20 protein-coding genes are annotated in these 26759 nt (G+C 52.8%); 16 read left to right on the top strand and 4 right to left on the bottom strand.

Going from position 1 to position 26759, the window contains the following annotated elements:
- Positions 1 to 13 precede the first annotated feature (13 nt).
- Positions 14 to 2683: a permease prefix domain 2-containing transporter gene (locus DYU11_RS18180; protein ID WP_119669127.1), complete on the top strand. Its 2670-nt coding sequence runs from the start codon at positions 14 to 16 to the stop codon at positions 2681 to 2683.
- A gap of 62 nt (positions 2684 to 2745) precedes the next feature.
- Here the strand turns inward: DYU11_RS18180 and DYU11_RS18175 are convergent, their stop codons facing one another.
- On the bottom strand, positions 2746 to 4059 hold the full coding sequence (locus DYU11_RS18175; RefSeq protein ID WP_119669126.1) for a hypothetical protein: 1314 nt from the start codon (positions 4057 to 4059) through the stop codon (positions 2746 to 2748).
- Positions 4060 to 4196: 137 nt separating this feature from the next.
- Between DYU11_RS18175 and DYU11_RS18170 the strand changes: the two genes are divergently transcribed.
- Complete coding sequence (locus DYU11_RS18170) at positions 4197 to 5069, top strand: alpha/beta fold hydrolase (RefSeq protein WP_119669125.1); 873 nt, start codon at positions 4197 to 4199, stop codon at positions 5067 to 5069.
- A 119-nt stretch (positions 5070 to 5188) separates the two neighbouring features.
- Here DYU11_RS18170 and DYU11_RS18165 read toward each other — a convergent pair whose 3' ends face one another.
- A complete protein-coding gene (locus tag DYU11_RS18165; RefSeq protein WP_119669124.1) occupies positions 5189 to 5620 on the bottom strand; it encodes a hypothetical protein in 432 nt (143 codons plus the stop codon).
- A gap of 124 nt (positions 5621 to 5744) precedes the next feature.
- On the opposite strand from DYU11_RS18165, the gene DYU11_RS18160 reads away from it, so the two are divergent.
- The 9 genes from DYU11_RS18160 to DYU11_RS18120 all read left to right on the top strand — a co-directional run bounded on the left by DYU11_RS18160 (position 5745) and on the right by DYU11_RS18120 (position 21017).
- Complete coding sequence (locus DYU11_RS18160) at positions 5745 to 6299, top strand: RNA polymerase sigma factor (RefSeq protein WP_119669123.1); 555 nt, start codon at positions 5745 to 5747, stop codon at positions 6297 to 6299.
- A gap of 5 nt (positions 6300 to 6304) precedes the next feature.
- Complete coding sequence (locus tag DYU11_RS18155; protein ID WP_119669122.1) at positions 6305 to 6523, top strand: hypothetical protein; 219 nt, start codon at positions 6305 to 6307, stop codon at positions 6521 to 6523.
- Between the two features lie 132 nt (positions 6524 to 6655).
- Positions 6656 to 7333 carry a ClpP family protease gene (locus DYU11_RS18150; protein WP_119669121.1) on the top strand — a complete coding sequence of 226 codons (678 nt, stop codon included), beginning with the start codon at positions 6656 to 6658 and terminating at the stop codon, positions 7331 to 7333.
- 164 nt (positions 7334 to 7497) lie between these two features.
- Complete coding sequence (locus DYU11_RS18145; RefSeq protein ID WP_119669120.1) at positions 7498 to 7824, top strand: PadR family transcriptional regulator; 327 nt, start codon at positions 7498 to 7500, stop codon at positions 7822 to 7824.
- Positions 7821 to 10451, top strand: a complete 2631-nt coding sequence (locus DYU11_RS18140) for an ABC transporter permease (RefSeq protein WP_119669119.1) — start codon at positions 7821 to 7823, stop codon at positions 10449 to 10451. The genes DYU11_RS18145 and DYU11_RS18140 overlap by 4 nt, the downstream gene beginning before the upstream one ends.
- Before the next feature lie 4 nt (positions 10452 to 10455).
- Positions 10456 to 13086 carry an ABC transporter permease gene (locus tag DYU11_RS18135; protein WP_119669118.1) on the top strand — a complete coding sequence of 877 codons (2631 nt, stop codon included), beginning with the start codon at positions 10456 to 10458 and terminating at the stop codon, positions 13084 to 13086.
- Positions 13087 to 13088: 2 nt separating this feature from the next.
- A complete protein-coding gene (locus DYU11_RS18130; RefSeq protein WP_119669117.1) occupies positions 13089 to 15722 on the top strand; it encodes an ABC transporter permease in 2634 nt (877 codons plus the stop codon).
- A gap of 4 nt (positions 15723 to 15726) precedes the next feature.
- Positions 15727 to 18387, top strand: coding sequence for a permease prefix domain 2-containing transporter (locus DYU11_RS18125; RefSeq protein ID WP_119669116.1), 2661 nt, complete (start codon positions 15727 to 15729; stop codon positions 18385 to 18387).
- A gap of 2 nt (positions 18388 to 18389) precedes the next feature.
- The gene (locus DYU11_RS18120; RefSeq protein WP_119669115.1) at positions 18390 to 21017 is read left to right on the top strand and encodes a permease prefix domain 2-containing transporter; all 2628 of its coding nucleotides are present in this window, start codon (positions 18390 to 18392) and stop codon (positions 21015 to 21017) included.
- 46 nt (positions 21018 to 21063) lie between these two features.
- Here the strand turns inward: DYU11_RS18120 and DYU11_RS18115 are convergent, their stop codons facing one another.
- Both DYU11_RS18115 and DYU11_RS18110 read right to left on the bottom strand, forming a co-directional pair.
- On the bottom strand, positions 21064 to 21972 hold the full coding sequence (locus tag DYU11_RS18115) for a helix-turn-helix domain-containing protein (RefSeq protein WP_119669114.1): 909 nt from the start codon (positions 21970 to 21972) through the stop codon (positions 21064 to 21066).
- Positions 21969 to 22808, bottom strand: a complete 840-nt coding sequence (locus DYU11_RS18110) for an SDR family NAD(P)-dependent oxidoreductase (RefSeq protein WP_119669113.1) — start codon at positions 22806 to 22808, stop codon at positions 21969 to 21971. Before DYU11_RS18110 ends, DYU11_RS18115 begins: the two co-directional genes overlap by 4 nt.
- Before the next feature lie 82 nt (positions 22809 to 22890).
- On the opposite strand from DYU11_RS18110, the gene DYU11_RS32990 reads away from it, so the two are divergent.
- The 5 genes from DYU11_RS32990 (at position 22891) to DYU11_RS18090 (ending at position 26718) form a co-directional block, all read left to right on the top strand.
- On the top strand, positions 22891 to 23097 hold the full coding sequence (locus DYU11_RS32990) for a hypothetical protein (protein ID WP_147367961.1): 207 nt from the start codon (positions 22891 to 22893) through the stop codon (positions 23095 to 23097).
- Between the two features lie 120 nt (positions 23098 to 23217).
- A complete protein-coding gene (locus DYU11_RS18105) occupies positions 23218 to 24045 on the top strand; it encodes an alpha/beta fold hydrolase (RefSeq protein WP_119669112.1) in 828 nt (275 codons plus the stop codon).
- 90 nt (positions 24046 to 24135) lie between these two features.
- Positions 24136 to 25077 carry a ring-cleaving dioxygenase gene (locus tag DYU11_RS18100; protein ID WP_119669111.1) on the top strand — a complete coding sequence of 314 codons (942 nt, stop codon included), beginning with the start codon at positions 24136 to 24138 and terminating at the stop codon, positions 25075 to 25077.
- Positions 25078 to 25111: 34 nt separating this feature from the next.
- A complete protein-coding gene (locus DYU11_RS18095) occupies positions 25112 to 25954 on the top strand; it encodes an alpha/beta hydrolase (RefSeq protein WP_119669110.1) in 843 nt (280 codons plus the stop codon).
- Between the two features lie 197 nt (positions 25955 to 26151).
- Positions 26152 to 26718 (top strand): antibiotic biosynthesis monooxygenase, encoded by a 567-nt coding sequence (locus tag DYU11_RS18090; RefSeq protein ID WP_119669109.1) that lies wholly within the window; start codon positions 26152 to 26154, stop codon positions 26716 to 26718.
- Positions 26719 to 26759: the final 41 nt, after the last annotated feature.

Raw genomic sequence — 26759 nt, 5'->3', positions numbered from 1 at the left:
TAAACCCTTTGCAATGAACCCCAAGCCCCCCGCCCGATCGCCGGACCGCCCTACCCCTCCGCGCTTCGCCGACTGCTTGTTGGAATGGTTTGTAGCTCCGCACTTGCTGGAAACCTTACAAGGTGACCTGCACGAGGAGTTTGCGTATCAGGTCGAGCGCGTGGGTGAGCGCCGGGCCAGATGGCGCTACTGGCGCGAGGTGCTGGGCTTTGTCAGGCCTTATGTCATCAAACGGGAAAAGAGTGAGTATCCAAGTCCTTCAACTTTTACCATGATACGTAATTATTTAAAAGTCGCAATTCGTTCGCTGGCTAAAAACAAGGTATACACCTTTACCAACCTGTCGGGCCTGTCCGTTGGCCTAGCAGCCTGCGGATTGATAGCCCTGTACATTTTCACCGAATGGCGGGTCGACCGGTTTCATGAAAAAGGCAACCGGATATACCGGGTCGTTACCAACACCGTCGAGAAAGGGGAGGCAACGATGGCTTCCAATACGGTAGGGCGCCCCGTGGCTGAAACAATCCGGCAGGAAGTACCCGATGTCGAAGCCGTCATCCCTGTGCGACGGGCTAACTTCTCTATCAAACAAAACAACCGCTATTTCTTTGACAAGGAACTATTCGTCGGCAACGACTTCCTGACTACGTTCTCGTTTCCGTTGATCGCAGGTAACCCTCAAACTGCCCTACGCGATCCGTACACGGTGGTTTTGACAGAGAGTACAGCCCGCAAATACTTCGGAACTACCGCTGTGCTGGGAAAGACCCTGATGCTTCAGGATACCCTACCATTCAGGGTTACGGGTGTTACCGCCGACCCGCAGCCATCGCATATCGATTTCAAACTGCTGCTGTCCCTGCCGACTTTCTACGCCATGAATGGCAACGAGGATGGACAATGGTTTACCTGGGATGAATACTGTTATGTGCTGCTTCCGGAGCAGGCCGACCCGGTGACAGCAGAGAAGAAAATTGCCGCTTTACCGATGAAACACAACGGCCAGGAGTATCGCAACAACGGGATGTACGTAACGCACTCGCTGGAACCGCTTCCCTGGATTTATCTGCATTCGTTTGGGATGCCCGATCTGGGCGGGGCTAACAACCGGTCGTATGGCAGTGCTAAACAGCTTTACGTACTGGGTGTCATTGGGTTGTTTCTGTTATTGTTGGCTGGTATCAACTTCATTAACCTGACGACGGCTCATCAGGGCGAACGGGCCAAAGAAGTCGGTATCCGAAAAGCGATCGGCGCGGCTTACTCATCGCTGATCGGACAGTTTCTGGGCGAATCGCTTTTGCTGGCCTATTTAGCCGGCTTTCTGGCGGTCCTGATGATGGCAGCCGCGCTACCGGCCCTGAATCACCTGACTGACAGAGCCATTCCGATCAGCATTCTGATTCATCCCATAACGATAGGCATTGGCGTTGTTTTTCTGTTTATGACGGGTCTGCTCGCGGGCTGGTACCCCGCCCTGCTGCTGGCGCGGTTCCGGCCGGTCGAAACGTTGAAAGGTCGGGTGGCCAGGACCAAAGGCGCCTGGCTGCGACGCGGATTAGTGGTGTTCCAGTTTTGTATCTCACTGGGCCTGATCGTCGGCACCATCGTAGTGGTTCGGCAGTTGCAGTTTATGCAGGGTCAGCAGCTCGGCTTCAACAAAGAACGCGTTCTGACGATTGAGCTTCGGAAGCTGCCCCGGCTGGATTTCATCAACAACTACGAGACGATTAAGCAGCAGGTAGCTTCCTTACCTAACGTACAGGCTGTAACGGGGGTTTCGGCGCTTCCCGGCCGCGACGGCTGGAATGGTCAGATGGTCTACCCACAAGGACGACCGCGTGAGCAGGCGTTTTCGCTCGAAGTCATTCCCGTCGACCACGATTACGTCAAAACGCTTGGCCTGACTATCCGTACCGGTCGCGACTACTCAACCCAGTTTACCACCGATGCCGGTCATGCCGTATTACTGAACGAAGCCGCCTGTAAAGCCATCGGCTGGAAACCCGACGAAGCGGTTGGCAAAGGAATTGGCACACCAGGACTGGAAAACGGGCAGGTGGTGGGTGTCATCAAAGACTTTCATCAGCACGGGTTGCAGCAGAAAATTGCCCCCATTCTGACCTTCATCACCCCGGCCTATACGTACCGCTATTTGGCCATTCGACTGGGTGCCGGCGACGTGCATAACTCCGTAGCGCGGATTGAACAGTTCTGGCAAACTCGTTTTCCCGGCTATGATTTTGATTATTATTTTCTGGATGAGGACTTTAACCGCCAGTACCAGACGGAACAACGTTTGTCTACGCTCGTCAGTATTTTCGCTGGCCTGGCCATTTTCATCGCCTGTCTGGGCCTATTTGCCCTGACTACCTTCACTACGGAACAGCGTACGAAAGAAATCGGTATTCGCAAAGTCCTGGGGGCTTCCGTAACCAGCATCGTGGCCCTGCTGTCCGGAGATTTCCTGAAACTGGTCATTATTGCCATCCTTGTTGCCTCCCCGCTGGCCTGGTGGGCAATGAATCAGTGGTTGCAGGATTTTGCCTACAAGATCGAGATTGAGTGGTGGGTGTTTGCCGGGGCGGGTTCGCTGGCCATTGGTATCGCCCTGCTGACGGTCAGCTTCCAGAGTATCAAAGCGGCTTTGATGAACCCGGTGAAAAGTTTGCGTTCGGAGTAGGCATACCTGTTTCTGGCAAACATTGCCCCTGCTGCTTTGACAGTCAGGGGCTTCTGCCCATTTCACAACCGGGTGATACCCCCCTTATCTTGAAACCAGGTATCTTTTACGGCTCCCAAGCCGTCAAACCGGTACTGCAACCCGACGATACCCGTGGCCTGATTGGGGAACGTAAACGATTGCGCTTTCGTCCCGTTCACGTAGATAGCCACCTGCTTGTTTTTAGCTTCTACCCGTAAGGTAGTCCATTGGGTCAGGTCACATCCAAAACCCGATAAATCCGCGTCTCTGCTGCTGATGTTCTTCCCGCAGAAATACAGGTTCATTTCACCAATGCACGTCTTAACCGACAAAGGAATACTAATGATGTCGTCTTTGCACTGAATCAACACTTCCACCTTCTGACAAGCACCGGCTCCGTCCTTGAAATCCGTTTTCAGCGAGGTTTCAAAAACGAAGGTATCGCTCATGAGATCCCCCATTTCCCGTTGATTGAAGAACCGCACTTTGGGGGCTCGGGGATGCAGAGGCAGATTGTATGCCTGCAACGTACTGGCATCAATCTCGACCCGGTCGTTCTTCAGGTAATCCGTTTTTTTGAAGTAAAGCGGTACGGGTTCGGTTTCAACCAGCCCGAGCCAGCCGTCGGTGTTGATACACAGGTCGTGCGTTTTGGCAACCTGCCCGTCGACAATCAGTTTGGTTCGAAAGAAACCGGGATAATAGTACATCGCGGAATGCGCATGCTTATCCTTGGCCATTAAGGTTTTTCGTCTGATATCCCAGGTTTGGACGATGAACACCGAGTCCGTTCTGGCCGCCCGAGCATCGTAGTTAAACACGACCGAATTTGGTACACCAACCGTAGTCATTTTATTGGCCCTGAACGCAAACTGATTTGGGTTGATGGTAATTGCGCCTGACTTTTCTTTGAATGCAATAAACAGGCATCCTGCCACTACCAGCCCCAGGCCCAGCACTAGCCAGTAGCGCCGGAACAAACGGCGGGTCGATACGTCCGGTTCTTTGTCAGGAATTGGGTAGTTCACGACGGGTTCCTCCGCAGCCACGTCCGCATCATAGACGTAGTGAGTCGGTTCTGACTGGCGCTGTTTGAAGCCACGCCAGTCGGGGTACCCGGCAAACCGGGCCAGCGTGTTCAGGGTGGTCAGTGTGGGCGCGCTGTCGTATCTGATCTTCCCCCAGACTCGTTTGAGCGTAGTCACGCTAAGCCGCACCTGAGTCCGCTCCTGAATGGCTTCGCTGAGCGTTTCAAAGTCGTACTGCGTCCAGCCGGTGCCATCCCCCCAGCCTAACTGCGCTTCGATTAACCGAAGACACTGACGCAGCGACTCTTCTTCCGAATTTTTAAGCATACTTCACGTATCAGACCCGATTGAACAAATTTGACGTAAACTTGGACAGGTGAAAATAACGTATTTCAGGCATTATACGTGTTACTTGGCGGCTGATAGATAACCAACCATACCCTGACCAACATCCTCAAACAGCTATGCACCTCAAGTATTTTTTTCTAAACCGTTCCCTATTGATGGGTTTATGTCTGGTAGCTTCTTTCGCGTTTAACCGGGCTGGAGCAACTGGGCTTCTCTCTACGCAGGACGATAAAATTCCGTATGGCAATAACCCACGTGCCGGCCGATACATCGACGTGGGCGACGCCAGGCTTTACTACGAAGTGTACGGCAAAGGGAAGCCGATCCTATTGCTGCATGGCGGAGTTTACGGCTATATCAGTGAATTTGAGCCGTTGATCGCCAGGCTTTCCCAAACCCATCAGGTCATTTGTTTAGCAACCCGAGGCCATGGCAAGTCTCAGATCGGCTCGCAACCCTACACCTGGCAGCAACGCGCCGAAGATGCTTACAAACTGATCCGAAGCCTTACGCAGGATAGTGTGCTGGTGTTAGGGTTCAGTGACGGAGCGTTTGCGGGGTATAAACTGGCGGCTTTATATCCTCAGGCGGTCAGGAAGCTCATCGCGATTGGTGCGGGCGATACGCCGAAGGGTTCCCGCACTAATACGTTTACCTATTCGCCCGACATGCTGATGGGTCAGGCCAGGACTCTTTTCGAAAGCCGGAAAGCCCTCATGCCGGAGCCGGAACGCTGGGGCGAGAGCCTGTCGATGCTCAACAAGCTGTACAACGACGATTACATAAGTGCTGAAACGTTTGAAAAAATCAAATGTCCGGTGTTGGTCATGAGCGGAGATAGCGATACTTACCATACGATTGATCGGGTGACAACGGCCGCCAAACTCATTCCCCGAAGCCAGCTCAGTATCATTCCCGGCTGCCCGCATGTGGTTATCTTCTGCAACTTCCCCGCTGTGTGGGAGTCAATACGTCCGTTTATTCGGTAAAGGGCAATGATCAACCAGCGAAGCGAATGCTCGTCTGTCAACGGTCATTGCGACACAAGTTGCTGTTCAAAGTTCGTTTTGTGTTGTCAACTTCTTAACGCTGACAACACAATGATCTGTTACCGTCTAACCAGAAACTGAAACTGGGTCTCCACGCCTTTGCCGTTGATCAGACCCGGATTCCATTGGGGCATTGCTTTAGCAATCCGCTCCATTCCACGCTTTAAAGCTGGGTCACCGTCGTAGGTCGGCACCAGGCTAATTACCTTACCGTCCTTGTTAATACTGGCCGTCAGCCACACTTTTCGGGGTAGCTTGATTGGGTCTTCGGCGTCCTCAACGCTCCTCAGCACAAACGCTTCGAGTTTCTCCTCCCCGCCTGGAAACGACGGTGGCGACTGCGTCTGGATAGATACCGGTCCGTACGTGTTATACGTAATGATGGGTTTACCGCCGTTGATACCCGGCTGGCCTGTAACGTCTGATGAATACAACAAAGCCAGCATTACACCGGCCGCAATGGCAAATGATCGAAAGAAGGTAGCGTTCATTGGTCTATCTTTTCCGTTAAGATGCAAGCAGAGAGGATTCGGTTGCACCGGAAGAATCTGCATCTTATTTTTCCTGTTCATGGGTGATAGTTGCGCCTGATTCCGATTAACCTGTAAAAAGCGTATGGTTTCGACACAAAGCCGATCAATGGAAGCCGCCCTGCTGACCGACCGGGCACAAACGCTGGAACGGATCTATGCGAAGACGTACCCAATGGTGCGTCATTACGTCCGGGAACACGGTGGTTCCGACGACGACGCCAAAGACCTCGTTCAGGAAGCGCTGATTACGTACTACGAAAAGGTGGTGTTCGAGCAGCTTACGTTAACTGCGTCGGTGACTACGTATCTGATGGGCATTTGCAAAAACCTCTGGCGGCAGGAGCTGGCAAAACGAGCCCGCCAGACCGCGTTGACGGATACCCACGCCGACCTGGCCGAAGACCCCACACCTGACGCTGAGCCACCGACGGCATCGCTGATGGCCTTCGTTGAACAACTGGGCGAAACCTGTAAATCGATTCTGGTTAGCTTTTACTATTTCGGTCAGCGTCTGGAGCAGATTGCCACGGAGCATGGGTACCGGAGCGTTCGGTCGGCCACCGTTCAGAAGTTTAAGTGCCTGGAACGCTTACGCCGTGCCGTGAGCCATCTGACCATCGAGCAGTTTAAATCATAAAGTCTATGCGTCCCCTCCTGGAAGAAGTTCACCTGCTGGAAGCGTACGCCGAAGGCACACTACCCGAAGAGCAGCAGCTCGACGTAGCGGTTCGTTTGCTGTGGGACCGGGACCTACAGCAGAAACTGGCCGGGCAGCAGCTGGCGTATAGGGCGTTACGTCTGTTTGGCCGCCGACAGCTTCGCGCCGAACTGGAAGCTATCCACGTTCGTCTGTTCGGTTAGTTCCCCCGGATAAATCAGTTAATTCATCGGCGTTTTTAAATGGCTATAAACAAGCCATCCGGCTTTGTATTGCCTTTTTCAACCGCCTGTCTGAAGCATCAAGTTTTCATCCCATACTTATTCCCCTGTCTTATGTATTATCCAGAGCTTAGCCGAAGCGAGTTCCGGCGGTTCGCCGTGCACCACCAACACCTGAACGGCCTAACCGTTGATCGCTACTTGCATCAAGTCGAAAACATGACGCGGGCCGTCATCGAAGAACGTCCGATGAACTTCCGGGAGGTCGATGTCTTCTCACGCCTGATGGCTGACCGGATTGTGTTCATGGGGGCGGCCGTCGACGACAACATCGCCAACATCATCATCGCCCAGTTGCTGTTCCTGGAGTCGGCCGATGCGAAAAAAGACATCCTGATGTACATCAACAGTCCGGGAGGGTCGGTCTACGCCGGACTGGGCATTTACGACACCATGCAGTACGTTCGTCCCGACGTAGCGACCATCTGCACCGGCATTGCCCTGTCCTTCGGGGCGGTACTGTTATGCGCCGGTGCTTCGGGCAAGCGGTCGGCCCTCCCCCACGCCCGCGTGATGATTCACCAGCCGCACGGTGGAGCCCAGGGGCAATCCGTAGACATTGAAATTACGGCCCGCGAAATCGTAAAACTACGGACCGAACTGTACGAAATTATGGCTCACCATACCGGGCGGCCAGTCGACGAACTCGAACGCAAAGCCGACCGCGACCACTGGATGAAAGCCGACGAAGCCAGGGAATACGGCTTCATCGACGACGTACTGCAACGGTAGACGCCTGACCAGAGCAACCCTGTCCACCAGCGTACAAACAGTGTCCGTTTCTGGACAGGTGCCTGCATAAACTCATTGGCAGAAAGGCCATTCCAGCACTGGAATGGCCTTTTCGTTAATCTGGCAGGCCATTTGTTATACATTTACACAACTAATATTCGGGCATGAAGGGAACTTACTTAGGCGAGTTCGAGGAGGTAGTGTTGCTGGCTGTGGCGATCCGGGCGGGCGATGCGTACGGAGCCGCCGTTGTCAACGAGATTGAGCAGCAGATGAACCGGTCGGTCAACCTGGGCGCGGTGCATTCGGCATTGAACCGCCTTCAGGAAAAAGGGCTGGTCCGGTCGGAGATGGGCGGCATATCAGCCGAACGGGGTGGTCGACGGAAGCGGCTCTATACGGTCACCAATGCGGGTCGGCGAGCCCTTGAAGAAGTACGGGAGTTGCGGAGCCAGATGTGGGAGGCCATCCCAAAAACCGCCTGGTCATGAGCAAGTCAACTGCATCCCCGCCCCAATTAGCCCAACGCCTGCTGCGCTGGTTCTGCGCTCCACACCGGCTCAACGAGCTGGAAGACGACCTGAACGAACTGTTCCACCAGCGGGTCGAAACGGTGGGATTGCGTCGGGCGCGGTGGCGCTACTGCCGGGATGTGCTGAGCCTGATACGGCCCTTCATCATCAGACGACAACCAAATGAGTACCCAAACCCACGTACTATGGACATGCTACGTAATTATCTCAAAATCGCCCTCCGCAACCTGGCCAGAAATCGGGTGTACTCCTTCATCAACATCAGTGGGCTGGCCGTGGGAATGGCGGTGGCCATGTTGATTGGCCTCTGGATATACGACGAACTCTCATTTGACCGGTATTTCCAGAACTACAACCGCATTGCCAAGGTCATGCAAACCGGAACCTTCGAGGGAGAGGTGTTTCACAGTGGCTATAACCCGGCTCCCATGGGGCCTGAACTGAGGAACGTTTACGGCGAAAATTTTTCGCACGTCGTCATGCTGTCTTATGATGGCAATAATGATCACATCCTGGCCTACGGCGACAAAAAACTGACTAAAACCGGTAGTTATATGAGTGCCGGTGCGCCCGATATGCTCACGCTGAACATGCTTAGCGGCACGCGGGCTGGTTTAAAAGACCAGAACTCAATTTTGCTATCGGAGTCGACGGCTGAAGCCCTGTTTGGCGAGACTGATCCGGTAGGCAAGATGGTGAAAATTGATAACCGGCTGGATGTCAAGGTGACGGGCGTTTACGAAGATTTTCCGTACAACACCGAATATTGGGATCTGAAATTTATTGCCCCCTGGGACCTTTATGCATCGTCGCAGGAATGGGTGAAGCGGGCGCAGGACAACGTAGAATGGGGCAATAATTCCTGGCAGGTGCTGGTGCAGATTGCGCCGAATACTACGTTCGAGGCCGTATCGGCAAAAATCAAAGACATTCGGCTGAAACATACGCCGGAAGTAGCGTTTCTCAAACCAAAAGTCTATCTGCAGCCCATGCGCGAATGGCACCTCTACACCGGCTGGGATAAAGCGGGGAATAGCGACGGGCGGATTCAGTACGTGTGGCTGTTCGGCATCATCGGGGTCTTCGTGTTGCTCCTGGCGTGCATCAATTTTATGAACCTTAGCACCGCCCGAAGCGAGAAACGCGCCAAAGAAGTCGGCATCCGCAAAGCCGTCGGTTCAGTACGTAGTCAGTTGATTGCGCAGTTTTTTAGCGAGTCGTTGCTGGTCGTTGCCTTTGCGTTTGTTCTATCCATTCTGCTGGTGCTACTCGTCTTACCCGTTTTCAACGAGGTGGCCGATAAGCAAATCGGTATTTTATGGGCGAATCCGGTCTTCTGGCTCTGCGGCATCGGGTTTAGTTTGGTAACGGGTCTCATTGCGGGTAGCTATCCTGCCTTTTACTTATCGTCGTTCCAAGCGGTTAAAGTCTTAAAAGGTACATTTCGGGTGGGGCGGTTTGCCTCGGTACCGCGGCAGGTGCTGGTGGTGGTGCAGTTTACGGTATCGGTCACCTTAATTATCGGAACGATCATCGTGTTCCGTCAGATTCAGCACGCTAAAAACCGTCCGGTTGGGTATGACCGGAGTGGCCTGATTACCGTGGCGATGAACACGCCGGAACTGTATCAGCATTACAACGCACTCCGCGACGCCCTGATTCAAACCGGGGCGGCTGTTGATATGTCGACCTCATCAACCCCGACAACGAATCTGAACTCGCGGAACGGCGGCTTCACCTGGGAAGGCAAAGATCCGGCCTTGAAGGCGAGCTTCGGTACCGTTGCCGTTTCGCACGATTTCGGCAAAACGGTGGGCTGGCAGTTTGTGCAGGGCAGAGACTTATCGCGGCAGTTTGCCACCGATTCGTCGGGCATAGTGCTCAACCAAACGGCTGTTCGGTACATGGGCCTGAAAGACCCGGTAGGCAAGCAGATTAAATGGAACGATAGGTCATTCCGGGTAGTCGGGGTCATCAAGGATATGCTCATGGGCTCGCCCTTCGAGCCGATTTACCAGACGGTTTATATGCTGGATTATGGCTGGGCCAACGTCATCAACATCAAGCTCAATCCTAACCGCAGCGCCAGCGAGTCACTGGCTAACATTGAGGGTGTATTCCGTAAATTCAATCCCGGCAGCCCGTTCGATTACAAGTTCACGGATCAGCAATACGCCTTAAAATTTGCCGCCGAAGAACGGATTGGCAAACTGGCTTCGAGCTTCGCTATTCTCGCTATTCTGATTAGTTGCCTGGGGCTGTTTGGCTTAGCCTCGTTTATCGCCGAACAACGGACCAAAGAAATTGGCGTGCGGAAAGTGCTGGGCGCTTCGGTAACTAATTTGTGGCTGCTGCTCTCGAAAGACTTTGTGATCCTGGTAATAATCGCCTTTGGTATCTCCACGTTCATTGCCCGTTACTTCCTGAACGGCTGGCTACAGAAGTATCAATACCACACGGAACTGGCTTGGTGGATTTTCGCGGTTTCAGGCGCGGGTGCGCTGCTGATTACCTTACTAACCGTCAGCTATCAGGCCATCAGGGCGGCTTTAGTCAACCCGGTTAAATCGTTACGCAGCGAATAAGTCTATGCGCTCCGCTCTTAAGTCACCACCTGGACTTGCCACGCGCCTGCTGCGTTGGTTCTGCGCCCCGCACCTGCTCGACGAGCTGGAAGACGACCTGAACGAGCTGTTCCAGCAGCGGGTCGAAACGGTGGGATTGCGTCGGGCGCGGTGGCGCTACTGCCGGGATGTGCTGAGCCTGATGCGGCCCTTCATCATCAAACGACAAAAAAATGAGTATCCAAACCCACGTACTATGGACATGCTACGTAATTATCTCAAAATCGCCCTCCGCAACCTGGCCAGAAATCGGGTGTACTCCTTCATCAACATCAGTGGGTTGGCCGTGGGAATGGCGGTGGCTATGCTGATTGGCCTCTGGCTTTATGATGAACTGTCGGTCAATAGATCATACCAGAACTATGACCGGATTGCACAGTTGATGCGGAACCGAACGGTCAACGGCGAAACGGATACCCGAGCAGGCTTGCCAATTCCGCTGGCTCAAACGCTTACAGCTACCTACGGCGATGCTTTTGAAGAGGTAGTATTAGCCTGGTGGACCAGTTGGCATACCATTACGCTGAAAAACCAGGTCTTTTCGAAGAGCGGCAAATTCATGACGCCCGGAGCGCCCGAGATGCTATCATTAACGATGCTGAAAGGCAGCCGGGATGGGTTAAAAGAACCAGCATCCATATTGCTATCCGCGTCGCTGGCAAAGGCTTTGTTCGGGGATACAAACCCACTGAATAAGACATTGACCCTCGACAATACGATGACGGTTAACGTTACGGGTGTCTACGAGGACATACCCAGCGGAAACAGCTTTGACGACGTTCAGTTCATTGCGCCCTGGGACCTCTATGCTGCTGCAACGCCCTGGGTAGATGAAGCCAAAGACGACTGGACCAATACGTCGTTTGAGATTTTCGTTGAACTCGCTCCGCAGGTTACAGCAGCGGATGTGTCAGCAAAAATCAGGAACCTGTTAGCCGATAATACACGAACACTATCTCCTCAAAAACCAGAAGTCGTTCTTTATCCGATGGCGCGCTGGCATCTGTATTCGGACTGGAAAAACGGCGTTAATGTGGGCGGACGGATTCAGTTCGTCTGGTTATTTGGTATCATCGGGGTATTCGTGCTGTTGCTGGCCTGCATCAACTTCATGAACCTGTCAACAGCCCGCTCCGTCAATCGGGCCAAAGAAGTGGGTGTCCGAAAAGCAATCGGCTCCCGGCGCAAGGAGCTAATCGTTCAGTTTTTCAGCGAGTCGCTGCTGGTCGTTACCATGGCTTATGGCGCATCAATTGGGCTTACCTACCTGGCGATTCCGCTCTTCAACGAGGTGGCTGACAAGCACATGACCGTTCCGGTCAACACCCCGCTTTTCTGGCTGTCTGGCTTGGGATTCACGGTGCTTACGGGCCTGATTGCGGGGAGTTATCCAGCGCTTTACCTGTCGTCGTTCCGTCCCGTATCTGTCCTGAAAGGTACGTTCCGGGCAAACAAGGGCGTTGCTGTTTCCCGCCGGGCGTTGGTCGTTATGCAATTTACGGTATCGATTACGCTCATCATTGGTACCCTGATTGTATATCGGCAGATTCAACACGCGAAGAACCGCCCCATTGGCTACAGTCGAAACGGCCTGGTTTCATTGCTTCTGAACGTTCCTCATTACGAACGGCACCGGGAGACCGTGCGAAACGAGCTGATTAAATCAGGGGCTGTGCTTGAGGTGGGCGAATCGGCGAGTCCGCTGACCGAAGTTCGTTCGACCAACGGCGGATTTGACTGGGCAGGCAAAGACCCCACATTGCAGGTTAATTTCGGGACAATTGGCATATCGCACGAATTCGGCAGGGCCGTAGGGTGGCAGTTCAAAGAAGGGCGCGATTTCTCCCGGCAACTGGCCTCCGACTCAATGGGCGTCGTGCTGAACGAATCTGCCGTGGCGTTTATGGGCATGCAGGATGTCGTCGGGAAAACCATCACCTGGAGTGGCAGTGATTTCAATGTCCGTTTTCACGTCATCGGCGTGATCAAGGACATGGTGATGGATTCACCCTACGAACCGGCCAAACCGACCCTCTTTTTTATCGACAATAACCCCGGCAAATTCCTGACCATGCGGCTGAATCCGGAGCGCAGTCCACAGGCGGCCCTGGCTGCCATTAACGCGGTGCTGAAGGAACACCTGCCCGAAGCGCCCTTCAACTACACGTTTGTGGATCAGGAGTACGATCAGAAGTTTCGGAGCGAGGAACGTATTGGCACACTGTCCAGTCTCTTTGCCAGTCTGGCCATCTTTATCTCCTGCCTGGGCCTGTTTGGCTTAGCCTCTTTTGTTGCCGAACAGCGCACTAAAGAAATCGGTATCCGCAAAGTGCTGGGGGCGTCGGTGTTCAACGTCTGGCGTCTCCTGTCGAAAGACTTTGTCGTACTGGTGCTGATTGCGTTCCTAATTGCTACGCCCATTGCCTGGTATTTTCTCAACAACTGGCTGGCGCAGTATGAGTACCGTACCGACGTAACCTGGTGGGTCTTCGCCTTAACGGGCGCTGGCGCGTTGGTCATTACGCTGCTGACCGTGAGCTTCCAGGCTATTAAAGCCGCCTTGTTAGATCCGGTCAAAAGCTTACGAAGCGAGTAACGATGGCGTCGGTCAGACCTTCACCCCCGCGCTGGGCCACGCGCCTGCTGCGCTTGTTCTGCGCCCCGCAACGGCTCGACGAGCTGGAAGACGACCTCGACGAGCTGTTCCAGCAACGGGTCGAGATGGAGGGGCTGCGTCAGGCGCGGTGGCGCTACTGGCGTGACGTAGCAAGCTTGATGCGGCCTTCACTAATGAGACGACAATCAAACGATCCAGCGTACCGGCAATATCCAACCCCAAGCTATACAGACATGATCCGTAATTATTTAACCGTCGCGTTTCGAAATCTGGCTCGCGCCAAAAGCTACACGTTTATCAATATTGCCGGGCTGGCTGTGGGAATGGCGGCTTCGGCCCTTATCATTCTGTGGATACAGAGTGAATTAACCTATGATCGATTTTATAACAAAACTGATCGTCTCTTTCAGGTATACAACCGCGACAAGTTTAGTGGTATCACACAAGCTTGGGAAACAACCCCACGCCCTTTAGCGCCAGTCCTGAAACAAGACTACGCCGACATTGAAGATGCGTCCCGGTATCGACCGACTACGTTTATTCTGACTACTAATGAGAAAAACCTGAGTATCGACGGTGCATTTGCGGAACCTGCCTTCCTGAATTTATTTGATTTACCCTTTATAACGGGCAATCCCCGAACGTCCCTCTCAGAGCCTGCTGGCATCGTTATCACTAAATCATTAGCCGAAAAACTGTTTGGAACGACTCAAGCGCTGGGTAAAATCATTCAGGTTGACCATAAGGATAGCTTTTCGGTAACTGGTGTGCTGGATGACCTACCCAACAATTCGCGATTCAGCCATGTATCGTATCTACTCCCGTATACATATTTCATATCATCAGGTTGGGGTTCCGACGACTGGGCTTCGAACAATGAGTATACGTTTGTTCTGCTGAAAGATGAGGTAGACCCGGTTATCACGGAGAACAAAATTAAGCACGTCACTGCTCAGCGCCTTAAAGGCGTTCTGGATGATGTGTCGAACCGTCAGATTTTTCTCCACCCGGCCAGGAAATGGCACTTATTTTCGGAGCAGGAAAATGGTTCCCTGGTTGATGGCAAGATTGTTACCGTTCGTTTGTTTGGTCTGATTGCCGCGTTTATTCTGCTCATTGCCGCTGTCAACTTCATTAATCTGAGCACGGCCCGTAGTGAAAAACGAGCAAAGGAAGTTGGCATTCGAAAAGTAGCTGGGGCCCAGAAACGCTCTCTAATTTTTCAGTTTATTAGTGAATCCGTGTTGCTCGCCTTGTTTGCTGGCATTGTGGCCTTACTGCTCATTGCGCTTTGTATGCCCTTGTTTAATACCGTAACGGGTAAACAGCTCTCGTTACCGTTTAGCTCGATTGACTTCTGGCTCACGGCGCTGGGGTTTGTTCTGCTTACAGGTATACTAGCGGGAAGCTATCCGGCTTTTTATCTCGCGAACTTCCAGCCTATACGCGTCCTGAAAGGAACATTACAGCCCGTAACGGCTACGTTTTCGCCCAGAAAAGGCCTGGTCGTTCTTCAGTTTACGTTTGCTATTGTCCTGATTATAGCCACGCTGGTTATTCAGCAACAAATTCAGTACGGTCAAAACCGAGAAAGTGGGTACGATCAAAATAACCTTCTATTCTCCTTCCTGCACGGCGACTTGCCATCGCATTACGACGCGCTGCAACAGGATCTGATCCGTAGCGGAGCCGCTGTTTCGGTTAGCCGATCACTTGGCCCTCTTACCGAGATCAATTCTCGTCAGTGGGGTCTTTCTTGGCCTGGCAGCACCAAAGCCGACAAGGATATCGAGTTTGACCGGTTTGGCACCGACGCCAATTTCCTTAAAACAACAGGTGCAAAGTTGCTGTCAGGTCGGGAAATTAACGTTCGTCAGTATCCAACGGATTCTACGGCAGTCATGCTGAACGAAACGGCCGTCAAAACGATGCATTTGAAAAACCCGGTTGGAACAACTATTCACTTTCATGATCGCGATTGGCATATAGTTGGTGTGGTGAAGGACTTCGTATTTGCGTCACCTTACGATCCCGTTAACCCGGTTGTTGTTACGGGTCCGGGTAGTCCGATAGGTCTCGGTTGGACAAGCATCCGGTTAAATCCGGCTAACACGCTGGCCAGAAACCTGGAAACTACCGAAGCAATCTTCAAAAAGTATAATCCAGCGTATCCATTTGCCTATACGTTCGCCGACGAGTCGTATGAAGCCAAGTTCGCTGACGAACAACGTGTTGGTACTCTGACTAGTCTCTTTTCCGGGCTGACAATCTTTATCGCCTGTTTAGGACTATTTGGACTAGCTGCCTACACGGCTCAGCAACGAACAAAAGAGATTGGCATTCGAAAAACCTTGGGAGCCTCCGTAACCAGTATTGTCCAACTCCTTACCAAAGAGTTTATCTATCTAACCGTCATCGCGTTTGTCATTGGAGCACCAATTGGCTGGTACGCTATGAATAAATGGCTTCAAGGGTACACGTACCGCATTTCGATTGGCATTAATACGTTCACTATCGCGCTAAGCTCGGCCATAGTAATCGTCTTGTTGACAGTCAGTTTTCAGGCCATTAAAGCCGCTCTAATTAATCCGGTCAAGTCATTACGTAGCGAGTAATCGTATGAGTGCTGCCCCTCCGCCCTTAGCCCAACGCCTGCTGCGCTGGTTCTGCGCCCCGCACCGACTCGATGAGCTGGAGGGCGACCTCGACGAGCTGTTTCACCAGCGGGTCGAGATGGAGGGGCTGCGTCAGGCGCGGTGGCGCTACTGGCGCGATGTGCTGAGCCTGATGCGACCTTTTATTATTCGACGACAACCAGCTGAATATCCTGATCCTTTATTTACTGATATGCTACGTAATTACATCAAAATCGCCTGGCGTAACCTCACCAAAAACAAAGGTTATTCGGCCATTAACATTGGTGGTCTGGCCGTAGGTATGGCGGTGGCTATGCTCAATGGTCTTTGGATCTGGGATGAGCTATCGTTTAACAATTACCACCAAAACTACGACCGCATTGCGCAGGTCGTCAAACAACAAATTCACGAGGGTGAGACTGGCGTTGGTCAGACTATGGTCTATCCCTTGGGAACGGAGCTTAAAACTAAGTACCGCGATACCTTCAGGCACCTGGTACGGGCGTCATTTCAACAAGACAAGATTCTGGCGGCCGGCGACAACAAACTGTCCGTCACGGGGCAGTTCATGGATCCGGAAGCCCCCGAGATGCTCAGCCTAAAAATGATCTATGGCAATCGGGCTGGTCTGAACGACCCAAATGCAATCTTGATTTCTGCTCAAACAGCTCGGGCGCTATTCGGCGACGCCGACCCGCTCAACAAAGTGATTACGCTCAATAACCAGACGCAAGTGAAAGTGACCGGCGTCTACGAAGACCTTCCGCTGAATACCGAATTTCATAAAACCAGATTCCTAACAACCTGGGCACTTTTCCTTCAAGAGAATGACTGGATTGAAAAAAGAGCTATTGATAATTGGCGTAATCATTTTATTAAAATCTACGCGGAAATCCCAGCCGGTTCGACGTTTGATCAGGTCTCCGAACGGATCAAAAATGCCGAACTTAACAACATCGCTCACTTGCCTGAAGAGTCGGCGCGCAAACCGCAGATTTTACTCTATCCCATGAGTCGGTGGCACTTGTTTCCTTACGAGAGGGGCCAGATCAACAAAGGGCCAGTGCAGATGGTATGGTTGGTTGGCATTATTGGTGGATTTGTGTTACTCCTGGCCTGTATCAATTTCATGAACCTGAGCACGGCCCGCTCCGAAAAACGCGCGAAAGAAGTGGGCATTCGTAAAACCGTCGGGTCGGTACGTGGGCAACTGATCAGTCAGTTTTTTAGCGAGTCATTCTTAGTAGCCATGCTCGCACTGGTGGTGGCCCTGTTTCTTACTACCGTCTCGCTGAACTGGTTTAATAATCTGGTCGCCAAGCAGATCGTAATGCCCTGGAACAATGGCTGGTTCTGGGCGACAAGTACGGCCTTCGTTTTTATTACTGGTTTATTAGCGGGTAGTTATCCGGCATTGTATCTATCCTCGTTCCAGCCGGTCAAAGTGCTCAAGGGAACGTTCCGAGTAGGGCGTTTTGCGGCCGTTCCCCGTAGGGTACTGGTCGTCGTTCAGTTCACCGTTTCGGTAACGCTCATCATCAGCACCATCATCGTCTATCGACAAATTCAGTACGCCAAGCAACGACCAGTGGGTTATTCGCGAGAAGGTCTGATCACGATGCCAATGAAGTCTGATGATTTTTACGGTAAGTACGATGTGTTGAGACGTGAACTGAAGAACACGGGCGTAGTGGCTGAAATGTCGCAGTCGATGGGACCCGTTACAGACGTTTATTCAGGCAATAACGGATTTGAGTGGAAGGGGAAAGACCCCCGTAAAGACGAAAGCTTTGGTACGCTGGCGGTAACTCACGAACACGGGAAAACAGTTGGCTGGCAGTTTGTAGCGGGCCGGGACTTCTCCCGAAAATACGCCAGTGACTCCTTAGGCATGGTTATCAATGAGGCAGCAGCCAGGTACATGGGCTTAGCCAATCCGGCAGCCGACGCTGCGGTCGGTGAACTGGTCACCTGGAGGTGGTGGGAGAACAACAAACCACCTATTCAGTACCGAATTCTGGGCGTCATTAAAGACATGGTGATGGAGTCGCCTTATGAACCTATTATTCCTACGGTCTTCTACATTAAAGGGCACAACGGGTCAGTAAGCTGGATCAACATTAAGATTCGGCCAGAAGTAACCGCGAGCGACGCCTTGTTCAAGATTGAAGCCGTCTTCAAAAAACTCATTCCCTCAGCTCCTTTTGAGTATAAATTCGTCGATCAGGAGTATGCTGCCAAGTTTGCGGCCGAAGAACGAATTGGTACACTGGCCGGCTTCTTTGCCTCGCTGGCTGTCTTGATCTCCTGCCTGGGTCTGTTTGGTCTGGCCTCGTTCACCGCCGAGCAACGGACGAAAGAGATCGGCATCCGTAAAATATTGGGCGCATCAGTGGCCAGCCTGTGGCAGATGCTTTCCAAAGACTTTGTGGTGCTCGTCATCGTAGCCTGCCTGATCGCCATCCCGACTGCCTTCTATTCCATGAGCGGCTGGCTGCAGAATTACACGTACCGCACTGAGTTGTCGTGGTGGATTTTCGCTTTGGCGGGCGCTGGTGCGTTGCTTATAACGCTACTGACGGTCAGTTTCCAGGCCATCAAAGCTGCCCTGATGAATCCGGTCAAAAGCTTACGAAGCGAGTGACGATGGCGTCAGTCAGACCTTCACCCCCGCGCTGGGCTACGCGCCTGCTGCGCTGGTTCTGCGCCCCGCACCGACTCGACGAGATGGAGGGCGACCTCAATGAGCTGTTTCATGAACGAGTAGCAACAGTAGGGGTGCAAAAAGCGCGGTGGCGCTACATACGCGACGTGGTAAGCCTGATGCGCCCCTCGCTTATAAAACGACAAAAAAGTGAGTATCCCAGACCAACACACACTGACATGATCCGCAATTATCTGACCGTCGCGTTCCGGAATCTGGCTAAGAACCGGGTGTACTCATTCATCAATATTACCGGTTTAGCGAGCGGTATGGCCGTTGCTATGCTGATTGGGCTGTGGGTTTGGGACGAGCTATCTTACAATAAATATCACCAGAACTACGACCGCATCGCCACGGTCCTGCGGCACTTTACCATCGACGGCAAGAAAGAAACGGGTGGTCAATCCAGTCCGACTCCGCTTGGCCAGGAACTACGGTCGTCCTTTAGCGGTGACTTCACCCACGTTGTCATGTCAACGCAGCCGGTGAATTACATTATTGCCAACGGCGACGATGAGTTCACGCAATCCGGGCGGTTCATGCAATCCGAAGCGCCGGATATGCTGAGCTTACGCATGCTTCGCGGGAGCCGGGCCAGTCTTCGGGAGACAAACTCTATTCTGCTGTCGGCATCGCTGGCTCAAAAGTTATTCGGTGGCGCTGACCCGATTAACCAGATTGTGACGATTGACACGAAAGCAGAAGCCAAAGTGACAGGCGTGTATAAAGATTTACCTACTAATTCCGAATTCAAAGACGTAACCTATATCGCCCCCTTTGATTTATACGCGTCAATTAACCCGTGGGTAAAGGAAGCGCAGGACAAGTGGGGCGAAAACAATTTCCCCATCTACGTGCAGATAGCCCCTCATACCACGTTTGAGCAAGTTTCGAGTAAACTGAAGAACATCATGCTCAAGCACTTGGATGCGAAAAAAGCAGCCCAAAAGCCGGAAGTATTTCTGCACCCCATGAGTCAGTGGCATTTGTATTCAACCTTTGAAAACGGAGTCAAGGTCACGAGTGAGGGAGTAAAGTTTGTGTGGTTTTATGGTATCATCGGCGTGTTTGTGCTGCTCTTGGCCTGCATCAACTTTATGAATCTGTCAACCGCCCGCTCCGAAAAACGCGCTAAAGAGGTAGGCATCCGCAAAGCCGTTGGCTCGCAGCGGGCTCAGTTGGTTGGGCAGTTTCTGAGTGAATCACTGCTCATGGCCGGGCTTGCCTTTATGGTGTGTTTAGGGATAGTTCAGGTTATACTACCTTGGTTTAATGGCGTTGCTGATAAGACAATAGCCCTTCTGTGGACAAATCCGGTTTTCTGGATTGCAGGTCTAACCTTCACTGGATTCACGGCCTTGTTAGCGGGCAGCTATCCGGCTTTCTATCTGTCTTCCTTGCAGCCAATCAGGACATTGAAAGGTGGTATCTTAAGCGGACGTTCGGCGGCTTACTCCCGCAAGCTGTTGGTCGTTTTTCAGTTCACAATTTCCATTGCCTTAATTATCGGTACCCTTGTCGTGCATCACCAGATTCAGTTCGTCAAGAATCGTCCGGTTGGATACTCGCGCAATGGCCTGTTGAGTTTCCCCGAGAATGGCTTGTTGGACAAGGTTGATGTGCTCCGTGGCGAACTGCTCCGAACCGGTGTAGTCTACGAAGTGGCCGAATCGGCCAGTCCACTCACGAAAGTCGGCTCCAATAACACGGGCTTTGAATGGACCGGTAAAGTCCCTGGAGCTGATGACGACTTCGGCACGCTGGGCGTTTCGTATGAGTACGGCAAAACTATTGGCTGGCAATTTGTAGCAGGACGCGACTTTTCGCGGCAATTTCCGAGTGACTCCTCGGGCTTAGTAGTTAATGAAGCAGCCGTAAAAGTGATGGGTCTAAAAAAACCGGTCGGCGAAATCGTTCGATCGGACGATTGGCACAAAGGCACGTTCCGAATTCTGGGAGTTATCAAGGATATGGTGATGGATTCGCCCTTCGAGCCGGTTCGCCCGACGATCTTTTCGCTACGGGGCTACAAGCGATGGCTATTTGTTAAGATCAACCCGCAGACCAGCGTCAATGATGCTTTATCGAAGATAGAGGCCGTCTTCAAGGCAGTAGTACCTTCGGTTCCGTTCGAGTACAAGTTCGTGGATGATGAGTACAGAGCCAAGTTTGGTGCCGAAGAACGAATTGGGAAGCTATCTACTTTCTTTGCGGGTTTGGCTGTATTAATTAGTTGCCTGGGGATATTTGGTCTGGCTTCCTTTACGGCTGAGCAACGCACTAAGGAGATTGGCATTCGCAAAGTGCTGGGCGCGTCGGTGGCCAACGTGTGGCAGATGCTCTCGAAAGACTTTGTGGTGCTGGTCCTCATCGCCTGCCTGATTGCCGTCCCGATTGCCTATTACTTCATGAGCGGCTGGCTTCAGAATTACCAGTACCGTACGGAGCTGTCGTGGTGGATTTTTGCGGTGGCAATCCTGGGCGCGGTACTCCTCACGTTGCTAACGGTCAGTTTCCAGGCTATCAAAGCAGCGTTGGTTAATCCGGTCAAAAGCTTACGAAGCGAGTAACGATAGGGCTTGGCAGAGGAGAATGGGGAATCTCTGCCAGGCCCCATCAATTTGGAGTCCGATACGCCATGGGGGTCATGCCGGTTTTTGCTTTGAAGAGCCGGTTAAAGTACTGTGGATACTCAAAGCCCAGCCCATAGGCAATTTCGTTGACGGTTTCGCTGGTGCTCAACAACCTCAGCTTGGCCTGTTCGATGACGTAGTGCTGGACATACTCCTTAGCCGTTTTACCCGTTTCCCGTTTCAGCAGATCGGTCAGGTAGCCGGCTGAAAGACCCAGCTGGCCGGCCAGGTATTCTACACCCGGCAGGCCGTTTTCGCGCTGCTGGTTAGTCTGAAAGTAGCCGATCAGCAGTTCCTCAAACCGGGAAACCAGGTCCGTATTGAGCTTTTGCCGGGTCAGAAACTGCCGCCCGTAAAAGCGGTGGGCGTAGTTGAGCAGTTGTTCAATTGCCGTAACAATCACCCGCTGGCTGTAGGGGTCCAGGTTCCCGCTGTATTCGCTGCGTATCGTATCAACCAGCACCGAAAGGGTTTGCCGCTCCTCGTCCGACACGTGCAGGGCTTCGCTGACGGCGTAGGAAAAGAATGTGTAGTCCTTCATCTTCCGGCCCAAATCGGAATGAGCGAGCAGATCGGGGTGGAAGTAGAGTCCCCAGCCCTCGTACTGTGTCTCTTCGTTGAACGCCTGAACGGAGAAGACCTGCCCCGGCGCCATAAACATCATCGTTCCTTCCTCGAAGTCGTAGTACTGCCGACCGTACTGCATGGACCTGGGAGCGGGGCTCTTGAGGCTGATGACGTAAAAATCGACCACGATTCTGACGTTGTAATGCTCCGGGTGAGCCGTAACCTGGCCGTAGTCGATCACGGTTACCAACGGATGCCGGGGTTTTTCGTACCCCAGCATCCGGTGCAGCTGACTAATGGAGTCTATCTTCAGAAAGTCGCTCATTTGTTCAAACCAAGCTGGCCCATAATCATGTTGTCGAAGGCGCGGTCGCTCAGTACGCCCTTCATAAGCGGTATCATCCTGGCGGTCCGCCCTACCCGCACGCGGGTGCGTGGCTGGCTGGCCGTTGTGCTGTCAAATATAGCTTTTGCCACCTCCGTGGCTTTCAGGATCGGAAACGAACTGTTGGTCGAGTCCAGAATGGTTTCGGTCATCTTCAGAAATTTCTCGCGCATCGCCCCGTACGGATTACCGGCAATCGGCTCGGGATAGAACGAGGCCGCATTGTTGATGAATTCGGTTTCGACCCCACCGGGTTTGACCAGTACTACGTCGATGCCAAAGTTTTTCATCTCTTGACGCAGGCCATCAGTCAAGCTTTCCAGCGCGTATTTCGACGCGTGGTAGGCGCTGGCCCCGGCCGTCGTGAAATCCCCTCCGACCGAACCGACGTTGATAATGCGCCCCTGCCGGGCCTTCCGCATGATTGGGAGCACCATCTGGGTCACCCGCACCAGCCCAAAAACGTTCACCTCAAACTGATAGCGAAGGTGTTGCGGAGTCAGTTCCTCAAAAAAACCGTTCTGAGAGAAACCCGCGTTGTTCACCAGTACGTCTACCCGACTGGTCTGGGCGTAAATTTGCTTAAACGCCTGCTGAATGCTCTCTTCATCGGTTACGTCCATCGGAATCATAACGCAGCCGAGGGCCGCAAGGTCCTTCATGCGCTCTACGTTACGGGCCGTGGCAAATACCCGATACCCATGCCGGGCAAACAACCTGGCACTTTCTTTTCCAATACCGGAGGAGGCTCCCGTGATAATCACTACGTTGCTCATGATTGCATTGATTTAGTTGGTAAACCATGCAAAGGTCGCCCCATCGGCTGGCGGTCGGATTATACAAATCCGGGGTCGTTGTATGCTTTTCGTGGCTGGCGGGATTCCCTCCCACAGCGCTGCCTTTTGTCTGGTTGATACGTGCTTTTCTGCGCTCAATAGCTCCCATACGGCCATCGAAATCGTTGGGCAGAAGCAACTGACCTTTTCCGGTGCGGCTGATCTCTATAATCTCGAACGCCCGCACCCTGTAGGCAGGCACACCCGCTCTTCCTTCAAGAACCGCTGAAAGTACCGCATTTCCCGCAATTCGTACCGCGATTCGTCCGTCACCTCCCCCCAACTTTGTCTCAGTCAACCGGAGAGCCTCAACCGCTCCGGAACTTACTAACCATTAAAGCGAAAGAATATGCCTACGCTAACTGTTAAAGACGGTACCGAGATCTATTTCAAAGACTGGGGAACAGGTCAGCCCATTGTCTTTCACCACGGCTGGCCGTTATCCAGCGATGACTGGGACGCTCAACTGATGTTTTTTCTGAAGCACGGGTATCGGGTCGTTGCCCTTGATCGACGGGGCCACGGACGCTCTACTCAATCACCCAACGGACACGACATCGACACTTATGCCGCCGATGCCGCCGAGCTGGTCGATCACCTCGACCTGAGCAATGCTATTCACATTGGGCACTCAACGGGGGGCGGGGTAGTAGCCCGCTACGTTGCCAGGTACGGACAGGGGCGGGTGGCCAAAGCGGTTCTCATTAGTGCGGTCACCCCGCTGATGGTACAAAACGAAACGAATCCAGACGGGGTACCAATTTCCGTGTTTGATGAGATTCGGGAAAACACGGCTACCAGCCGTCCCCAATATTTTCAGGATTTTACCCTGCCGTTTTACGGCTATAACCGGGAGGGAGCCAAGGTTTTACAAGGTGTACGGGACAACTGGTGGCGCCAGGGAATGATGGGGGGGATCAATGCTCACTACTATGGCATTAAAGCGTTCTCGGAAACTGATTTCACCGAAGACCTCAAAAGCATCGACGTACCGGTACTGGTCATGCACGGAGAAGATGATCAGATTGTACCTATTCAGATTACCGCCCACAAAGCCATTAAACTTCTGAAGAACGGTCGTCTGATCACGTATCCCGGCTTTCCGCACGGCATGCCAACCACCGAAGCCGCTACGATCAATGCGGACTTACTGGCCTTTTTGCAATCAGAATCATAGCCCGCGACAGGCTGACCCCTACACGTTCGAGACGGGTCAGCCTGTCTTCATTCTGTAAACCAATCGGTATTGCTGCTTAACCCTTTTGCCATGAACGATTCAATTTTAGGTCTTCACCACATAACGGCCATTGCCAACAACGCCCAACGCAACTACGATTTTTATACTCGGGTACTTGGCCTGCGCATGGTCAAGAAAACGGTTAATTTCGACGACCCCACCACCTACCATTTTTATTACGGCAATGAGCAGGGGGCTCCCGGTACCATTCTGACGTTCTTCCCCTGGGAAGGCATCGGCCCCGGTCGGAACGGTACCGGTATGGCGACCGAAATTGGCTATTCAGTACCAGCCGGTAGTCTGGACAATTGGGTTGCCCGCTTCCGCGAGGCTGGCGTATCGATGGGTGAACAGGCCGAGCGTTTCGGCGAACGGTATCTTCCGTTTACAGACCCCGACGGGCTGGCACTGACGCTGGTTGTTTCCCAACAGCCCGACAACCGCATAGCCTGGGAAACTGACACGGTCAGGCAGGACATGGCCACCCGGGGGTTCCATACCATTACGCTGACACTGCAAAAAATAGACGCTACGGCGAAGATCCTGACCGATATTTTCGGGTATCGGCAACTGGCGCAGGAAGGTAATAGGTACCGGTTCCGAACGGATGCCGTACCCGAAGCCGCCATCGTTGACCTGCTCGAAGAGCCGGATGGACAAATGGGCCGCAATGCCGCCGGGACGAATCACCACGTTGCTTTTCGGGTGGCCAACGACACGGTTCAGATGGCATTTCGGGAAAAGATTCTGGCCAGTGGCTTACAGATCACCCCGAAGATTGACCGCGACTACTTTTTTTCGCTCTACTTCCGCGAACCCGGTGGTGTTCTGTTTGAGATCGCGACCGACAATCCGGGCTTTACGGTTGATGAGCCGCTGGCCGAACTGGGCAGCCACCTTAAACTACCTAAACAGTACGCAGCTTCCCGGGACCGAATTGAAAAGGCGCTCCCGGTGCTGCGGACCAACTGACGAGTTTACCAGGAAACCAAACACTACAAATACAATGCAAACCCTTAGTCAACCCCAAACCAAGTCGTTCGTTTCGGAACAGGGCCTTGCTGTTTCCTACAAGAACTGGCATGCAGCCGACGCGCCAAAAGCCCTTGTCGTTCTGGCCCACGGATTTAACTCACACAGTGGCTACTTTCAATGGGCTGCCGAACAGCTAACGGCTCAGAATTATGAAGTCTACGGCATTGACTTTCCGGGCCGGGGAAACTCCGATGGAGAACGGTACTACATAGCCGACTATGAAGCGTTTGTCAAAGAGCTGGACAAGTTAGTCGATCTTGCCAAAGCCGCCCATCCGGGCTTGCCTACGTTCCTGCTGGGGCATAGTGCGGGCGGTGTTTTGTCGTCTGTTTATGCATTGGAGCATCAGGAGAAGCTCAGCGGTTTCATTTGTGAAAGTTTCGCGTTTCAGGTGCCTGCCCCCGATTTTGCCGTGGCTGTTCTAAGGGGTTTAAGCCACGTATTCCCCCATGCCCACGTACTGCGACTGAAAAACGAGGATTTTTCCCGCGATCAGGCCGTAGTTGACTTTATGAATAATGACCCGCTTATTGCGGATGAAGTCCAGCCGACGAAAACTGTACAGCAATTGTCGCTTGCCGACGAACGACTAAAGGCTGAGATGGCTACCATAAACCTACCCCTGCTGATCCTGCACGGTACTGCCGACAAAGCCACCAAACCCAGTGGCAGTCAGTATTTTTATGACACGGCCTCATCCGACGATAAAACACTGAAACTGTATGAAGGGCATTATCACGATTTGCTGAATGATACAGACCGGGAGATTGTCATGCAGGATATTTTGAGCTGGCTAAACAAACGGGCGGATTAAGGCCAAACGGCAACGTTAATCTTTTGTCATCCCGGCGGCCCGGTCCTGGCGTCGGGATGACAGAATTAGCTTTTTAAAACCGGTTTGATCCCATCCGTCGGCCTGGCTTACAGCCGTATTTCGTGCCGATGGTCGTTACTAGTAAGCGCCCTGAACACATTCCCTGAATGGGCGCATACACTAATTAAGTGCAATGTATGGCTGCAGGCATTTCCATCGATTCCAACAGTGCTGTTACGACCATCATCGTCCAGCGGCCTTACCGGCAGTCTGTTCAGGCTTACGAAAACTGGTTAAACAAAATTGTTCCGCTGGCCCAGACGGCACCGGGACACCGGGGCGTAAACGTAATTCGGCCGCACGGGCAGAGCGAGGAATATACCATTGTGCTGCATTTTGAGTCGGAGGCCTACCTGCGCGACTGGCTGGCCTCCGACACCCGCAAACGACTCCTTGACGAAGTACGTCCGCTGCTGAACGAAGTCGAACGAATCGATATCAGGACCGGGCTTGAATTCTGGTTCACACCACCCAGCCACAAAGTAGCCCCGGCTTATAAACAGTTTCTGATAACCTTATCTGCCATTTTTCCCTTATCATTTCTGATTCCGCAGCTCCTCGGCCCGGCCCTGACAGCCTTTCCCATACTTGCGGTTCCGGTGGTTCGCGCGTTCGTAACCAGCCTGCTCATCGTTGGCCTGATGACGTTTGTCATTATGCCCCGTTACGTTCGGCTGGTGGCCCGCTGGCTGTATAAACCTTGATCGGGACGAAAGCGCCTTGCCAGGTGACGGTGTATATTTGT

Source organism: Fibrisoma montanum (genome assembly GCF_003583365.1).
Taxonomy (GTDB): Bacteria; Bacteroidota; Bacteroidia; order Cytophagales; family Spirosomataceae; genus Fibrisoma; species Fibrisoma montanum.
Note: the sequence above shows the minus strand (reverse complement) of the source record. Positions and strands in the feature narration are given on the sequence as shown.

Bases quoted from the DNA above. Each gene is read 5' to 3' on its own strand.
- DYU11_RS18180 (WP_119669127.1), top strand. From the start codon at position 14: ATGAACCCCAAGCCCCCCGCCCGATCGCCGGACCGCCCTACCCCTCCG.
- DYU11_RS18175 (WP_119669126.1), bottom strand. From the start codon at position 4,059: ATGCTTAAAAATTCGGAAGAAGAGTCGCTGCGTCAGTGTCTTCGGTTA.
- DYU11_RS18170 (WP_119669125.1), top strand. From the start codon at position 4,197: ATGCACCTCAAGTATTTTTTTCTAAACCGTTCCCTATTGATGGGTTTA.
- DYU11_RS18165 (WP_119669124.1), bottom strand. From the start codon at position 5,620: ATGAACGCTACCTTCTTTCGATCATTTGCCATTGCGGCCGGTGTAATG.
- DYU11_RS18160 (WP_119669123.1), top strand. From the start codon at position 5,745: ATGGTTTCGACACAAAGCCGATCAATGGAAGCCGCCCTGCTGACCGAC.
- DYU11_RS18155 (WP_119669122.1), top strand. From the start codon at position 6,305: ATGCGTCCCCTCCTGGAAGAAGTTCACCTGCTGGAAGCGTACGCCGAA.
- DYU11_RS18150 (WP_119669121.1), top strand. From the start codon at position 6,656: ATGTATTATCCAGAGCTTAGCCGAAGCGAGTTCCGGCGGTTCGCCGTG.
- DYU11_RS18145 (WP_119669120.1), top strand. From the start codon at position 7,498: ATGAAGGGAACTTACTTAGGCGAGTTCGAGGAGGTAGTGTTGCTGGCT.
- DYU11_RS18140 (WP_119669119.1), top strand. From the start codon at position 7,821: ATGAGCAAGTCAACTGCATCCCCGCCCCAATTAGCCCAACGCCTGCTG.
- DYU11_RS18135 (WP_119669118.1), top strand. From the start codon at position 10,456: ATGCGCTCCGCTCTTAAGTCACCACCTGGACTTGCCACGCGCCTGCTG.
- DYU11_RS18130 (WP_119669117.1), top strand. From the start codon at position 13,089: ATGGCGTCGGTCAGACCTTCACCCCCGCGCTGGGCCACGCGCCTGCTG.
- DYU11_RS18125 (WP_119669116.1), top strand. From the start codon at position 15,727: ATGAGTGCTGCCCCTCCGCCCTTAGCCCAACGCCTGCTGCGCTGGTTC.
- DYU11_RS18120 (WP_119669115.1), top strand. From the start codon at position 18,390: ATGGCGTCAGTCAGACCTTCACCCCCGCGCTGGGCTACGCGCCTGCTG.
- DYU11_RS18115 (WP_119669114.1), bottom strand. From the start codon at position 21,972: ATGAGCGACTTTCTGAAGATAGACTCCATTAGTCAGCTGCACCGGATG.
- DYU11_RS18110 (WP_119669113.1), bottom strand. From the start codon at position 22,808: ATGAGCAACGTAGTGATTATCACGGGAGCCTCCTCCGGTATTGGAAAA.
- DYU11_RS32990 (WP_147367961.1), top strand. From the start codon at position 22,891: ATGCTTTTCGTGGCTGGCGGGATTCCCTCCCACAGCGCTGCCTTTTGT.
- DYU11_RS18105 (WP_119669112.1), top strand. From the start codon at position 23,218: ATGCCTACGCTAACTGTTAAAGACGGTACCGAGATCTATTTCAAAGAC.
- DYU11_RS18100 (WP_119669111.1), top strand. From the start codon at position 24,136: ATGAACGATTCAATTTTAGGTCTTCACCACATAACGGCCATTGCCAAC.
- DYU11_RS18095 (WP_119669110.1), top strand. From the start codon at position 25,112: ATGCAAACCCTTAGTCAACCCCAAACCAAGTCGTTCGTTTCGGAACAG.
- DYU11_RS18090 (WP_119669109.1), top strand. From the start codon at position 26,152: ATGGCTGCAGGCATTTCCATCGATTCCAACAGTGCTGTTACGACCATC.